Consider the following 13560-nt stretch of genomic DNA (forward strand, 5'->3'; position numbering starts at 1 on the left):
AAAATATCCCGGAAATGAATTTTATTACAACACTTTGCTGCAACTGATATCTTCTCCATAAAAAATGGGAATCCCGCACAATATTGTCTTTTGAACGGTTCCCCTTAAATATCTGCTAAATTTCACAAAATATGCATGTTTTTTGGTTTTATTTGCAAGAAGTTATAGGTAGGGGGAATTGCGAACTGTGAAAGACACTTCCTCTCATCGTTCTGATGATAATGGAGCGGTATGTACTCGCTGTAGAAAACGAAAACGCATGGATTACTCCATGCGTTCGGTTTGGAATTAATTTAGGTATTGCAGGAAATGCCGCCATTTCCCCAAAGCTGGTGAAATCTCCCCTAGTAGGCTGGAATCATTCCAATTAGAGCAGTTATTTCCCCTATTGGACCAGTTTACGTTCCAATACTTCGGATAATCGCCCGAAAGTCTGTGTTAATTTCCCCGACCGGCATCGTCCTGGTCACAGCCGCCGGCACCGGGGCGCAGCTTCTCTTATTTTATGGCAAACATGATTTCCGCTTCGCAAGCTGTTTCGCCGTCAACAGAAGCTACCGCTTTCCCTTTGCCAATCGGTCCTTTTAACTTGATGATTTCCACTTCCAATTTCAACTGATCGCCTGGTTTCACCTGGCGTTTGAAACGGCATTTATCAATACCGGCAAGAAAACCGATTTTCCCTTTGTTTTCTTCTTTGTTCAATATTACGACTGCACCGACTTGTGCAAGAGCTTCCACGATCAAGACACCGGGCATTACTGGATAATCCGGAAAGTGGCCCTGGAAGAATGGTTCATTGATGGTCACGTTCTTTTTGCCGACAACACGTTTCCCTTCTTCGATTTCTGTTACTTCATCCACCAACAAAAAAGGATAGCGATGTGGGATGATATCTTTGATTTGCTGAATGTCCAACATTGGAATTTCTCTCCTTTTCCGATTTTCACTCTTATCCATTATAATCATAATTTCATTCAAGGTCGAGCATGCTATAGGTTCTTCATGTTTTGAATTTCTTATAGAGAGGTATTAAAAGACTAACAAAGGAGGAAAAAATGATGTTGTGGACCATACTAGCGATCTTATTAGTATTATGGTTATTAGGACTGCTGTTTGATATTGTCGGCGGCCTTATTCATATTTTGTTAGTCGTCGCCGTCATTGTCCTTGTCTGGAAATTCATCCGGGGACGGGGCAGGCCTTAGCCGGACGGTACAAAAAAGGTGAACCGCTTCGATGCGGTTCACCTTTTAACCTTATTCCTGAGGCCCTCTGACAATTTCCAGGATGTGCTGCCATGTATCCTTCTCTAATGCATCGGTAGGATTACCATCACCAAGTACGCCGTAACCAAACATCAATCCCAGAATCAAAGCAAGCGCACAAAGGACGAGAACCACGATAATCCTTAACCAAATAGGAAATATCCGGCGCCTCAGCTTCTTCTTTTCCTGTTTGGCAGCCTTTCGCTGATCCTTCTCTTCACTTGTGTCAGTTGAGTTCTTGGCATTTTTCTTTTCTTGTTTTTGAAGTTTCTTTTGCTCTGAACGTTTCGTTGGTGTCTGTTTAGGCTCTTTGGATTGATTGGTTGTTGGCATAGCTATGATGACTCCTTACTCTCATTCATTGTTCCCAAATTTGAATTAAACGGATATTCAACCGCATCAGCGCAGTTGATTGATTAATCCCATCATTTGGTCATTCATGGAAATAGATTTTGCATTAAACTGATAGGACCGCTGACTGAGAAGCAAATCACTCATTTGTGCGGCCATATTAACATTGGATGATTCAAGTGCACTTGTTTTCAAATCAATTTCATCAAGCGGGGCATCCAGGATAATCCCTTCTTGCCCGGCCATTGCAATATCGGGGAGACGGAAACTGTTATTTCCGACAGGTTCTAATAGTCTCGGCCTGGCGGCCTCCACTATTGCCAATTGCCCCTCCTGCTGCGTATTCCCGTTCCTTGTTACTTCTATTATTCCATTACCCCTGATTGTTATGTCTTCAAACCCTTCAGCAAAAGTAAGTGGCCCATCTTCACCCATTATGAAATTCCCATCCTGGTTAGTCAGGGCAATTTCACCATTTTCCAACGGATTCAGGTAAAAGGAACCTGCTCTTGTGAATCGGTTCTCTGTTGTGCCATTTTCCGTAACACTGACCTGGAAGTATTGATTTGGATTGAGCAATGCTACATCCAGGGGCCTGCCGGTTTCCTTGATCGAACCAGCGGATAGGTCTGCGTTGGTATGACCCAAAGCAGCCCCCGACCCAATCCGGATTCCGTCCGGTGTCTGCCTTCCTTCCGCGTTGGCGGGATCTGACAAATTGTCGATCTGCTGATACAAAAGGGAAGCAAAATCAGCCGAGCGGCTTTTATATCCATTTGTATTTGTATTGGCCAGGTTGTTTCCTATTAAATCCATTTTGTTCTGCAGCTGTCCCATTGTTACCGCGGCTTGTATTCCGATCCGGCTCAAATCGATTCCTCCCTAGCTAAGCCTGCCAATGCTATTGACAGCTTTCTCCATACTCTGATCATATGCTTTCAACACTTGTTGGTTTGTTTCAAAGATACGGTAAGCCTGCATCATATCGGTCATGGCCTGGAGAGAATCGACATTCGATCCTTCCAAATAGTTTTGCTGTACAGAATAAGTTACATCGGCCATCGCACGGGCATCTGCCAACTCATCTGCATTTTCATTTAACTGGTAAAGGCCTTGTCCCTCTTTCGCCAACTGATTGGCATCTGCTGAATAGGCAATTCCGAGCGGTATGTCCCCGCCTTCCATCTGTAATGTGCCATCTTCCGTAACCGCGAATTCCAACCCATCAGTCGAAATCGGGTTTCCTGCTTGATCCAGTACATAAAAACCTTGATTTGTTACAAGCATTCCATCGCCGTCTACTGTAAAATTGCCGTTTCTTGTGTACCGCTGTTCACCAGCTTGATTTTGCACGGTAAAAAAGATACTCCCATCTTCATCCGGCATATTTCCGTTGACCAAAGCCATGTCTGTGCCAACGCCTGTTTCCCGCAAGTCTCCCTGGCTGAAGTCCGGAACAGCTTCCTGGATGTACACTCCGGTGTTAATCGATCCAATCGTCTGCTGGACGGGGAAATTCACCCGGTGTTTGACAGGCACATCTGCTGATTCCATCCGTTGAATCAACAACTCGGGGAACGCCTTCACCGTGCCCTGGTCTTGTTTGTATCCGGGTGTCTGGGCATTAGCGATATTATTGGACAGTGTTTCCTGGCGCCTTTGCTGCGCGAGCATTCCAGATGCTGCCGTATAAAAACCTCTTAACAAAATAAAGCCCCCTTTAAATAAAGCACGAGAACCGCTTACCGATAGTGAGCGGGCTGTAATGACAAATTTCGCCGTCAGGGCGTAATATTAAACAATCCGTCTTTTTTCTATTTTATCGATATTCTCCAACATGATGCCTGTTCCTTTTGCCACACAATGCATCGGCTCATCTGCAAGGAAAACAGGTACCTTCAGTTCTTCTGCAAGCAACTGATCCAAACCATGAAGCATTGCCCCACCACCAGTCAAAATGACACCGCGGTCAATTATGTCTGCAGATAATTCTGGAGGAGTTGTTTCCAACACAGCTTTTGCGGCCTGGACAATCACATACACAGACTCCCTCAATGCTTCTTCAATTTCCTCGGAACCGACTGTAATCGTTCTCGGAAGACCAGATACCATATCACGGCCGCGGATATCGATGCTTTCATTGCGGGATCCTTGGAAAACGGTAGCGACGTTGACTTTGATATCCTCTGCTGTACGTTCTCCGATCAACAATTTATATTTCTTTTTCACATAGTTAAGTATTTCGTAATCAAATTTATCACCGGCCATTTTAATGGACTGGGCTGTTACAATATCACCCATTGAAAGCACAGCTACATCGGTCGTACCGCCACCGATGTCAACCACCATGTTTCCGCTCGGCTGGAAAATATCCATTCCGGCGCCAATAGCCGCGACTTTCGGTTCTTCTTCTAAGTATACTTTCTTCCCGCCGGATTTCTCGGCTGCTTCTTTGATCGCTTTTTGTTCCACTTTCGTGATATTGGTCGGGCAGCAGATCAGCATACGAGGTTTGGACAGAAATCCACGGACATTAATTTTATTTATAAAATGCCTAAGCATTGCTTCAGTTACATCAAAATCGGCAATCACGCCATCCTTCAGCGGCCGAATGGCTTCAATGTTGCCGGGAGTACGTCCAACCATACGGCGAGCAGCATCGCCCACTTCCAAAACTTTACTAGTAGTACGATCCATTGCTACTACCGATGGCTCATTAAGTACAATTCCTTTACCTTTTACATGAATTAAAACATTCGCTGTTCCAAGGTCTATTCCAATATCCCTAGAAAACATGAGTATTGATCCTCCCTGCCTTTAGTTGGTGCGTCGTATCCGTCCATGAACACAATGCTACTAATCATATATTTTATCACAAATCGACTTATTTAGTGATGGAATCCTAAAAAAATTTTCCAATTTTCATGTTTATGGCAGGAATTAGCGTTAAAAGGGTAGCAGTTTGATGTTGAAAGAAGTCAAATTTCCCTGAGATAGGAAATCCGGCTCACGCTTAGCAGGCAAAAAAGGAGGATCAGGATATTAGCTTACCGGTTTGACAGGTGATTCCGCTTCCGTTGCAGTATTTAGTCTGTACTTCAGCTTTGTTGCTTCCCCACCACGTAAATGGCGGATTGCCTTATGATGGTCTAAAATCGACTTCACTTCGATGGCCAGGTCCGGGTTTAATTCCGGCAGTCTTTCGGTTAAATCCTTATGAACCGTGCTTTTAGATACGCCAAACTCCTTGGCTATCACACGGACAGTTTTTCTTGTTTCCACAATATACTTTCCAATCCTGATAGTTCTCTCTTTGATGTAATCATGCACACCACTCGCCTCCCTGAAGTTGAAAAGTCCAATGGGTGAAATGAGACAAAGGTGCCAATAATCGATGGTTGGGTGAATATGTATAAAAGAATAGAGCAGCTCTGTAAGTATCTTCGATGACTGGATGAAAAGCCCCACACTCGCTCACCTCAGACCCTGCTTGAATGCTAGGTTTGTAACATTTTATTAATACATTCTGTTGAATATGAATAATTTTGACAATTCGAGGATAATACAGGCGGATACATTTCAGTCAGTAAGAGAGTCTGCTGAAGTGGGACAATCTCTTTTTGCTAGGTAGAACTGCACGGGGGCTCCATAATCCACACTGGCGAAAAAGATTGCAGAACTCTCTTTATTTTATTTTGGCCCAAATAAAAAAGCACTCCGAAGAGTGCTTTTTACATGCATTTATTTCTTTGAAGATAAATTTTTTGCAATTTTTCAACCATGGTGTATTTCAATTCAATATATGGCCTTCTTTCAAGCGGATAATACCTGATTTGCTCCAGATTGGCCAATTGCAGGAAATTAATCAATTCCTCGCTACTCTCAAACCGATTTAAGTTTAGATCAACTTGATGGCTGCTTGAAAAGATGAACTTAACGTCTTCCATTCCGTCTGCCATTAATTCTTGTAGAAATTTAATAGAGTGGTAGCCCCTTTCCTGTACAAGGCAACTATAACACAAATACCACTTTTCCTAAAGCAAACAAGCGAAAGACAGATTATCAGCCGATTTCGCCGTAATCGGGATCATAATCCTGAAGACCATCTTCTCCTGACTCACAGGTATCACTTTCACACTGAACCGCAGTTTCAACCTTTGGGAGAGGTTCCCCAGTATTTTGGCAGTCAAGATTCCATGTGAATGAGATAGATAGTAAAAATATAAGAAGAATTCTTTTCAATATAGCCTCCTCCAAATTCTTATAAGTCTACAGATCAAACTTTTCTTTCAGTGCTTTTAATGGGAGTCTTGAAAAAAAGTAATCACTTCTTTGAATAATAAACTCATTGTAGGAACGAAGCAACAGGGCCCGGTCTTCACAGGCAAGTCCTTTATAGTATTTTCTAAAAGGGGATTCCAATGATAGGTTGTTAAGGATTTCTCTTGCCTTGTCCATATTTCCTTCAGCGATCGATAAATGTGCTTGTTCACTGGGATCGTTAGTTGTCACGCCCTGTACATATCCAAAGTGGGCGGATACAAATGGGAGGTTATGTTGTTCCACTGCATGAACAATGTGTTTCAAGTCATATTGCACACCAATCTTTTTAGCCTCTTCCAAGTGATGGATGCAGCTGAAGTAATTTTCGAAGAGATAAGATAGCCCCAAATTGACGTGAATATTTGCCTTCCGTTCGTGGCAGAGACGGGTGTTCAGCGCTTTAAATGCGTATTTCCTGGCAAGTATTACCTGGTTCCTTCTCCAGTAATACATGAAATGGGCTTCATCGTATCTCAACTGAAAGAAGGAAGAAAGCAGGGAATCCTCTATCTCGCCGATCAACTCGGACTGTTTGTCAAGGTAAAAGCCAAACCTTTCAAACTGCATCAAATCAAAATGAAGATATATTTTGAGGAATCTGATAAGACAGGTTAAGTCAGGCAAATTTGTCTTAATCATGTCTATTTCTTTCAGTATCTCGTTTGCTGGTCTTATATTCTCTTTTCTGTCCATGAAAAGCTGATAAACTTCTCCCCATTTTCTGTTGATGGGGTTCACGCTTTGCTTGTTTCTGACAATCAACTTTTTCAAATCACTATAATAACCATGTAAATAAAGGAATTCCATCCCCACTCTTTGTACATTGTCGGAAAGAGATGAAAAACAGAATTGCCTGGTTAAATTGATAGATGCTTTCTCGCCGTAACCGCTCACAAAATTCATATATTGTTCTAAGGAGATGTATTTTCCTTGCATTGGATTTTCTTCCACCGCAGTAGCACTCTGATAAGACAAGTAATTTCCTACCATGACCATTCTCCCTTTCTCTGTCATTTATTCTATCAAGGCATTATGTACATAGTCATTTTCTCTTAATTATCCCATATACAACCTGATTTACAACCGTTACGGGCAAACAATCGTTCGACAAATTTTCCTAAAATTCTATCAATTCAAGCCAAAAAAAAAAGCTCCGGGAGTATCCCAAAGCTTTGTGCTATTATTATGCGTTAGCCATTGCTGCAGAAGATTCTTTTCCGGCAGATGAGTCCTCATCTGTTTCTTCGCCATCTTCTACTTCAGTTCCATCTTCTTCTGGTTGTTCTTGTTCAGAACCAGTGCCGTCTTCCACGGTGTCTTCTTGTGGAGCTTGCTCTTCAGTCACTGCATCTTCTTCGGTTGTAGCTTCTTCTTCAGGTGTTTCCTCATCAGAAGTAGTTGCTTCGTCTTCTTCAGTCGCAGTTTCCTCTATCTTTGTCACTGTTTGGTTGAAGAATTTCTCAGGGTTGACTGGTTTGTCACCTTGGCGAAGTTCGAAATGTACGTGTGTACCACTTGCCTGGCCGAATAGATTCTTGCCAGCAGTTCCAATTGCATCGCCTTGTTGGATTTTCGCTCCTGCTTCTACCAGTACTTCTTCAAGGCTTGCATAGTAAGTAGAAACTTCATTTGCATGAGCCACTTTAACGACATTACCTAAAAGCGGATCTTCTTTTACTTCTGTTACAGTACCACTAAGTGATGCCGTTACTTCAAAACTTTCCCCGTCGGAAGATGCAATATCAACACCAGTGCTTTGGTAGTACTTATTGTTGTATAGAACAAGTGCTTTTTCTTGATCTTCACTGTCTGCGCTGTAATCGTAAAACTTGGTTACGATTTCTGCCTGATCTTCTTCCTGTACAGGCATCTTGACTACTTCCTGTTGTTCTAAGACGGGTTGTGCTTCTTCGTCCATTCCCAGATTGTCTCCGGAAATATCCTGGTTCTCAACATCTTGGTTTTCCGTTGCTTCAGGAACTTGGTTATCTAAATTTTGATACCAAAGTACACCTGTCAAAAGCAATGCTGCAATTGTCAGATAAAGCGCTGGAAAAAACCATTTTTTGCGAAAGATACGTTTCCAACTTTTTGAAACGTTGTTTTCCTCTCTCATGATCATCACCTCAGCTACCATTCTGAGCAGAAAGAGAGAGTTATATACATCATAAAAATATTTTTTTCTATTTATTTTTCGACAAAGGATTTATTTTATTCACAAATAGGAAAACAAAGCAATCGAACAAAAAGAAAAAGGCCCTCCGTTTAGAGAACCTCTGTTTATTGATTGTTTGAAGCCAGTTGAGGAGCAGTCTGGTCGATTCCATTTATAGCTGCACCTTGATAATAATATTGGAGTATCTCTTTATACGTTTTCCCCTCCTTTGCCATTCCGTTGGCACCATACTGACTCATGCCGATTCCATGGCCAAAACCTTTTGTTGTAAAAATGAGGTGGTCATTTTTCTGTTCCAACTCGAAGTCACTCGAACGGAGGTCAAGTTTTTCCCTGATCTCCCTGCCGGAGAACTTCTTGCCGCCCAGAGAAATTTCTGCAACGCGTTTGCTTTCAGTCCGCTTCATTTCAGCAACTACAGGTGCAGAGGGATCAAGCTGGATACCAAGCGCCTGTTCTACTTCCGCCACGGTGAAAATCTGCTGGTCCAGATATTTGGGCGAGCTTTTGTCCCATGGGCTTGCAACACTTCTGAGATACGGCAGTTCATTAGGCCAGTAATTCTCCGAATCCTCTGTATAACCATTACTTGTCGAAAAAAAGGCAGGTGTGATCGGTTTGTCCTGATAGGTGACGATTTCCCCCTTGGTGGCAGCTACCGCTTTCGTAATCTTGCTCATATTATCGGAATAATCTGCACCCCATTGTGCCCGGAGTTCTTTCTCGTTCTTGTAAACTTGGTGTTGAACGGTATCGGTGACATCCGCTCCTCCTTCCACCCCGCCTTCATCCAGTGTCAGGTAATTGACGATGTAGGTCCTGGCGGCCAATGCTTGTGCTTTCAATGCTTCCAACTCGAATTCCACCGGCATTTCTGAGGCCACAACGCTTTTTACATAGTCCTCTAGCGGAACAGTTTCTACTTTTTCTGTATTCGTCCGAAACACCTTGACAGAAAACGATGAGTCTTCTTCCTTAAGCGCAACCTTTTTTGTCTGTTCTGAACTGATTGATTCTTTTTCTACCCCGCCCGCTTGGATAAAGGGTACGACAATCAGCGTCGGAAGAAGTAAAATGATGGAAAACAGACTCGCAAACACGATGAGACTTGGCTTTTTCCAATTATGGGTTTTTTGTTGTTTCCATTTCTTCATGGGCGGCCTCCCTCTCTAGCATTTCTACTATATAAACCTATACAGTAAACGGAAACAATAGAACCTTTGAATCCAAAAAAATAGGATGCTGACCATGCTGGGGGAAACCTTAAGTGGAGTGTCGAGGTATATTTGGACGGGAAACGAATAAAGAAAAAAGCCGCCCAAACTTGGACAGCTTTCCTTTTACTGATAGGCTAATTCTTTTACCGGTGTCTTATCTTTGATTTCATCGTTGTACAAATGGCAGGCAACGAAGTGGTTATCTTCTACTTCCTGCCACTTTGGCGTAACGGATGCACATGCCTTCATCGCAAAAGGACAGCGGGTACGGAATACACAGCCTGTCGGCGGATTGATCGGGCTGGGCAGCTCACCTTCGAGGATCATTCTCTCCCGCTTTTCTTCCAGGTCCGGATCTGGAATCGGAATGGCGGAGAGCAATGCCTGTGTGTATGGATGCAATGGTTTTTTGTACAACTGGTTGCTTTCTGTAAGCTCGACCATGTTGCCCAAATACATGACACCTATTCTGTCTGAAATATGTTTCACCATCGATAAATCATGAGCAATGAACAAATAGGTCAGCCCTTTTTCTTTTTGGAGCTTCCTCAAAAGATTGACCACCTGTGCTTGCACGGAAACATCTAATGCCGAAATTGGTTCATCTGCGACAATGAATGCAGGATCCAACGCCAAAGCCCGGGCGATTCCAATCCTCTGGCGCTGTCCGCCGCTGAATTCATGCGGGTAGCGGTTGGCATGGTCACGGCTTAGTCCCACTTCTTCCAATAGCTCGTAGACACGTTCCAACCGTTCCTTTTTATCTTTGTAAATCCCGTGGATTTCCATCGGCTCTGCTATGACTTCTTTTACAGTGGAACGGGGATTCAAAGAAGCGTATGGATCTTGGAAAATCATCTGCATACTTCGGTGGAACGCAAATTTATCTTTATCGGTCAATTCGTGGACATTGTCCCCATCAAAAATCACTTCACCGCCTGTCCGGTTATACAATCCCATGATGGTTCTGCCAATGGTTGATTTACCGCAGCCCGATTCCCCGACAAGCCCGAATGTTTCGCCTTTGAAAATCTCGAAGCTGACATTGTCGACTGCTTTTAACGTCTCATTCTTGCCTACTTCAAAATATTTCTTCAAGTGATTGACTTTCAGAATTTTTTCGTTTGTCATGATTGTCCCTCCGTTGTCCAATATCGCCTGGCTCCGCACAGTTCTTTTTCATAAACAGTACCTGCCAGTGGAGTTATTTCCACATGTTTTCCCGTTGTGGGCGAATGGATCATTTTTCCCTCTCCATAATAGATACCGACATGGTGAAGCTTCCCTTTTCCTTCTTCGTACGCGAAAAATAATAAATCACCTGGTTCAAGCCTATCCAGCGGTATCTCTTTTCCCCCCATGGCAGCCTGGTCGGTCGCATCCCGGGGTATTTGATACCCGTTCGCTTTATGCATGTTATAGCTGAATCCTGAACAATCATAACCGAATGAACTCATCCCGCCCCAGAAGTAAGGCAAATCGAGAAAGGCCTCCCCTGCCCGAATGATATCTGTTCCGGCCCCTTTTGGTATGTCTTGTTTCAACGTAACAGCTGATTTTGCCAGATATCCTGAACCAACGGGCAGCTTCACCTGTATATATTCCTTCTCTTCACGGATGACAGGCAGCTCGGTTAAATAACTCACCTTAAACAAAGGCTGTTTATTTTCATCTAATAAAGTTGTTGCCGGACTGGTAACTACCGCCGTTTGATCAAACGTTTGTTTAACTTCTGAATCCTGCAGCTGTACGGTCGGAATCCAACCAGGATACCCTCGTTCATCCTTTTTGGATGGCTGTGACGGAACGATGACATGCGACCAGCCATCCTTTTCCTCCAATACAATCACTTCCTCGCCAAAAAGAAGCTGTGATTGGACAAGGTTGTCGTCACAAAGGGCGAGTCTTGGTTCATAGGTCAACTGGTCCAGCCATTTATTGATGTCAACCGGATTTCCTATTCCAGGTTCATCGAGTTCCCTCGGCGAGTCCGGTGCCGTCCATAGTGTAGCCACAGATACGTTTACAAGCTTTCTCTTGTTGTCTGGTTTCATCTATATGCCCCCTCATCCTGTTACTGTTTCGTTGTCATTAATCAAAACGGAGTTTATACCCAATCCTGTTCCCTCCGGCAGATAAATCTTATTGGATTGATAAATAATACCGCCGTCCAAGACATCCTTTGCCAGCATTAACGGTGCATCGAAGTCGAAACGGGTTATATTTTTCTGGCTGGCCGCTAAGTGGGCTGCGGCTGTGATACCCAGCTTTGTTTCAATCATGCTGCCGATCATGCAATTGACCCCGTAGCTTTCCGCAAGTTTTGAAATGGTGAGCGCGTGATAAATACCGCCGCTTTTCATCAACTTGATGTTGATTAAGTCAGCACTGTGGGTCTCCAAAACCTTTCTCGCATCGATAGGAGAAAATACACTTTCATCTGCCATAATCGGAGTGACAACGTTATCTGTGACATATTTCAGGCCGGCGATATCATGGGCTTTCACAGGCTGTTCGATCAACTCGATATCAAGCCCTTTGTCCTCCATCTCCCGGATCGCCCGGACAGCGTCCTTCGGTTTCCATCCTTGGTTCGCATCGAGTCTGATAAGGATACCCGGACCGACAGCGTTTCTGATCGCCATGATTCTTCTTACATCGGTTTTTATATCGTCTTTTCCCACTTTGACCTTTAAAGCAGTAAACCCATCTTTCACATACCGACGGGCGTCCCCAGCCATTTCATCAGGCGTGTTGACACTTACTGTGAAGTCTGTCTCCAATGTATTCCGGTATCCGCCGAGCAGCTGGTACAGCGGCAGCCCGCACATTTGCGCAAAACAATCATGCAATGCCATATCGATTGCAGCTTTCGCACTGGAATTGCCAACTATTAAACTGTCCAATAAATGAAAGATTTCTTCTTTTCCATGCAGCGATTTTCCAATTAAAACTGGTTTTAGAATATAATTGATGACATTCTCAATGCTGGCGAGACTGTCACCAGTAATCACGTGGGTCGGCGGTGCTTCCCCCCACCCGATTGTTCCATCGTCACAAGTGACTTTCACAAAGACGGATTCGGCTACAGTCACTGTCCGCAGTGCCGTCTTAAAAGGCTTTTCCAAGGGGACGGCAACCCTGGATGTTTCAATTGTGTCTATTCTCATCAAAAATTCCCCCGCTCTATTTATTTGACCCCCGGTTGTATGTGCAATACTTTGTCTTTGGTTGACAATCGGGCTTCTGTGCCTAGCGGGACGGAAAGATGCGGCTGGCAATGACCGATTTTAAATCCGCTTATCACTGGTTTATCCAGTCCGGCTAAATAATCTTCAAAGACTTCCTCAAGAGATAATGACGGTTTGTCTTCTTTAGGCTTGGCATTGTTGAAGTCGCCGACTACTATGCCGGCCGCATCCTCCAATTTCCCGGACTGTTTGAGCTGATTAAGCATGCCGTCGATCCTGTATGGAGGTTCATCGATATCCTCTAACAGAAGCAATTTGTCTTTTGTATCTATTTCAAAAGGCGTACCGAGTGTGCTTGTAATTAAGGAAAGGTTCCCGCCTGTGAGTCGGCCTTCTGCCTGTCCTTCTGACAGTACCGTCAGCGGAGAAATCTTCTCAGAGTACTCCACCTTTCCAGGAGAAAACAATTGATGGAACATTTCGGCTGACAAATCTTCAAAATCATCCAGACCTATATCTGAACTCACCATGGGGCCGTGAAAAGTGACGAGGCCAGTGCGCTGCCTAATGGCCGTATGCAAAAAAGTAATATCGCTGTATCCCCAGAAAATCTTTGGATTAGCGGCAATGAGTTGATAATCGATATCTTCAGCGATCCGACCTGTCCCGTATCCCCCACACGCACAAATGATCCCGGAAATTTGCGGGTCCTGAAACATATCATGCAAATCTTCGAGACGCTGTTCATCTGTTCCAGCCAGGTAACCATGTTTACTGTCAATATTTCTGCCAAGCTTTACTTGCAGTCCCAATGACTCCAAAAAGGGTATTCCTTTTTCCAATTTTTCTTTTTTAGGCGGACTGGCCGGTGCGATGACGCCGACTTTATCCCCTTTTTTCAAACGAGCAGGCAATATCAAGCTGCCACCTTCTTTCCTGTTGCTGAAGTTCTACTTATGGATTATGTAAAAGAAATGGCTCAAAACCGCCCTCCTCCCAACGGAAGAAAGCGGCACAGAGCCAGACCATGAACC

The 13560-nt window shown here is 43.8% G+C and carries 15 protein-coding genes; 1 reads left to right on the forward strand and 14 read right to left on the reverse strand.

The annotated features are described in order from the left end of the window. Positions 1-498 precede the first annotated feature (498 nt). Positions 499-921, reverse strand: coding sequence for a 3-hydroxyacyl-ACP dehydratase FabZ (fabZ, locus tag CZ434_RS12305; protein WP_077623417.1), 423 nt, complete (start codon positions 919-921; stop codon positions 499-501). Positions 922-1061: 140 nt separating this feature from the next. Between fabZ and CZ434_RS21820 the strand changes: the two genes are divergently transcribed. Beyond that, on the forward strand, positions 1062-1208 hold the full coding sequence (locus CZ434_RS21820) for a lmo0937 family membrane protein (protein ID WP_179107260.1): 147 nt from the start codon (positions 1062-1064) through the stop codon (positions 1206-1208). Positions 1209-1259: 51 nt separating this feature from the next. Here CZ434_RS21820 and CZ434_RS12310 read toward each other — a convergent pair whose 3' ends face one another. From CZ434_RS12310 to CZ434_RS12375, 13 genes are all read right to left on the reverse strand, one after another. After that, a complete protein-coding gene (locus CZ434_RS12310; RefSeq protein ID WP_077623418.1) occupies positions 1260-1601 on the reverse strand; it encodes a DNA-directed RNA polymerase subunit beta in 342 nt (113 codons plus the stop codon). A 66-nt stretch (positions 1602-1667) separates the two neighbouring features. After that, the gene (locus CZ434_RS12315; protein ID WP_077623419.1) at positions 1668-2489 is read right to left on the reverse strand and encodes a flagellar hook-basal body protein; all 822 of its coding nucleotides are present in this window, start codon (positions 2487-2489) and stop codon (positions 1668-1670) included. Between the two features lie 12 nt (positions 2490-2501). Next, complete coding sequence (locus CZ434_RS12320; RefSeq protein ID WP_077623420.1) at positions 2502-3326, reverse strand: flagellar hook-basal body protein; 825 nt, start codon at positions 3324-3326, stop codon at positions 2502-2504. 87 nt (positions 3327-3413) lie between these two features. Beyond that, on the reverse strand, positions 3414-4415 hold the full coding sequence (gene mreB / locus CZ434_RS12325) for a rod shape-determining protein (RefSeq protein ID WP_077623421.1): 1002 nt from the start codon (positions 4413-4415) through the stop codon (positions 3414-3416). Between the two features lie 246 nt (positions 4416-4661). Beyond that, positions 4662-4949, reverse strand: coding sequence for a sporulation transcriptional regulator SpoIIID (gene spoIIID / locus CZ434_RS12330; protein WP_077623422.1), 288 nt, complete (start codon positions 4947-4949; stop codon positions 4662-4664). Positions 4950-5350: 401 nt separating this feature from the next. Continuing rightward, positions 5351-5641, reverse strand: coding sequence for a hypothetical protein (locus tag CZ434_RS12335; protein ID WP_143262130.1), 291 nt, complete (start codon positions 5639-5641; stop codon positions 5351-5353). A gap of 247 nt (positions 5642-5888) precedes the next feature. Continuing rightward, positions 5889-6932, reverse strand: a complete 1044-nt coding sequence (locus CZ434_RS12345) for an AimR family lysis-lysogeny pheromone receptor (RefSeq protein WP_077623425.1) — start codon at positions 6930-6932, stop codon at positions 5889-5891. 193 nt (positions 6933-7125) lie between these two features. Next, complete coding sequence (gene spoIIQ / locus CZ434_RS12350) at positions 7126-8058, reverse strand: stage II sporulation protein SpoIIQ (protein ID WP_077623426.1); 933 nt, start codon at positions 8056-8058, stop codon at positions 7126-7128. A 164-nt stretch (positions 8059-8222) separates the two neighbouring features. Next, positions 8223-9272, reverse strand: coding sequence for a stage II sporulation protein D (gene spoIID, locus CZ434_RS12355; RefSeq protein ID WP_077623427.1), 1050 nt, complete (start codon positions 9270-9272; stop codon positions 8223-8225). Positions 9273-9458: 186 nt separating this feature from the next. Beyond that, positions 9459-10466, reverse strand: a complete 1008-nt coding sequence (locus CZ434_RS12360) for an ABC transporter ATP-binding protein (RefSeq protein ID WP_077623428.1) — start codon at positions 10464-10466, stop codon at positions 9459-9461. Continuing rightward, positions 10463-11389 carry a C40 family peptidase gene (locus CZ434_RS12365; protein ID WP_077623429.1) on the reverse strand — a complete coding sequence of 309 codons (927 nt, stop codon included), beginning with the start codon at positions 11387-11389 and terminating at the stop codon, positions 10463-10465. The genes CZ434_RS12360 and CZ434_RS12365 overlap by 4 nt, the downstream gene beginning before the upstream one ends. A gap of 12 nt (positions 11390-11401) precedes the next feature. Further along, positions 11402-12505 carry a mandelate racemase/muconate lactonizing enzyme family protein gene (locus CZ434_RS12370; RefSeq protein ID WP_077623430.1) on the reverse strand — a complete coding sequence of 368 codons (1104 nt, stop codon included), beginning with the start codon at positions 12503-12505 and terminating at the stop codon, positions 11402-11404. Positions 12506-12525: 20 nt separating this feature from the next. Then, positions 12526-13446, reverse strand: coding sequence for a S66 peptidase family protein (locus CZ434_RS12375; RefSeq protein WP_077623431.1), 921 nt, complete (start codon positions 13444-13446; stop codon positions 12526-12528). Positions 13447-13560: the final 114 nt, after the last annotated feature.

Origin of the sequence: Sediminibacillus massiliensis (genome assembly GCF_900156915.1) — a bacterium.
GTDB lineage: Bacteria > Bacillota > Bacilli > Bacillales > Amphibacillaceae > Sediminibacillus_A > Sediminibacillus_A massiliensis.

Excerpts from the sequence above, each read along its gene's own strand:
- fabZ (WP_077623417.1), bottom strand. The coding sequence starts at position 921 with ATGTTGGACATTCAGCAAATCAAAGATATCATCCCACATCGCTATCCT.
- CZ434_RS21820 (WP_179107260.1), top strand. The coding sequence starts at position 1,062 with ATGTTGTGGACCATACTAGCGATCTTATTAGTATTATGGTTATTAGGA.
- CZ434_RS12310 (WP_077623418.1), bottom strand. The coding sequence starts at position 1,601 with ATGCCAACAACCAATCAATCCAAAGAGCCTAAACAGACACCAACGAAA.
- mreB (WP_077623421.1), bottom strand. The coding sequence starts at position 4,415 with ATGTTTTCTAGGGATATTGGAATAGACCTTGGAACAGCGAATGTTTTA.
- CZ434_RS12345 (WP_077623425.1), bottom strand. The coding sequence starts at position 6,932 with ATGGTAGGAAATTACTTGTCTTATCAGAGTGCTACTGCGGTGGAAGAA.
- spoIIQ (WP_077623426.1), bottom strand. The coding sequence starts at position 8,058 with ATGAGAGAGGAAAACAACGTTTCAAAAAGTTGGAAACGTATCTTTCGC.
- spoIID (WP_077623427.1), bottom strand. The coding sequence starts at position 9,272 with ATGAAGAAATGGAAACAACAAAAAACCCATAATTGGAAAAAGCCAAGT.
- CZ434_RS12360 (WP_077623428.1), bottom strand. The coding sequence starts at position 10,466 with ATGACAAACGAAAAAATTCTGAAAGTCAATCACTTGAAGAAATATTTT.
- CZ434_RS12365 (WP_077623429.1), bottom strand. The coding sequence starts at position 11,389 with ATGAAACCAGACAACAAGAGAAAGCTTGTAAACGTATCTGTGGCTACA.
- CZ434_RS12370 (WP_077623430.1), bottom strand. The coding sequence starts at position 12,505 with ATGAGAATAGACACAATTGAAACATCCAGGGTTGCCGTCCCCTTGGAA.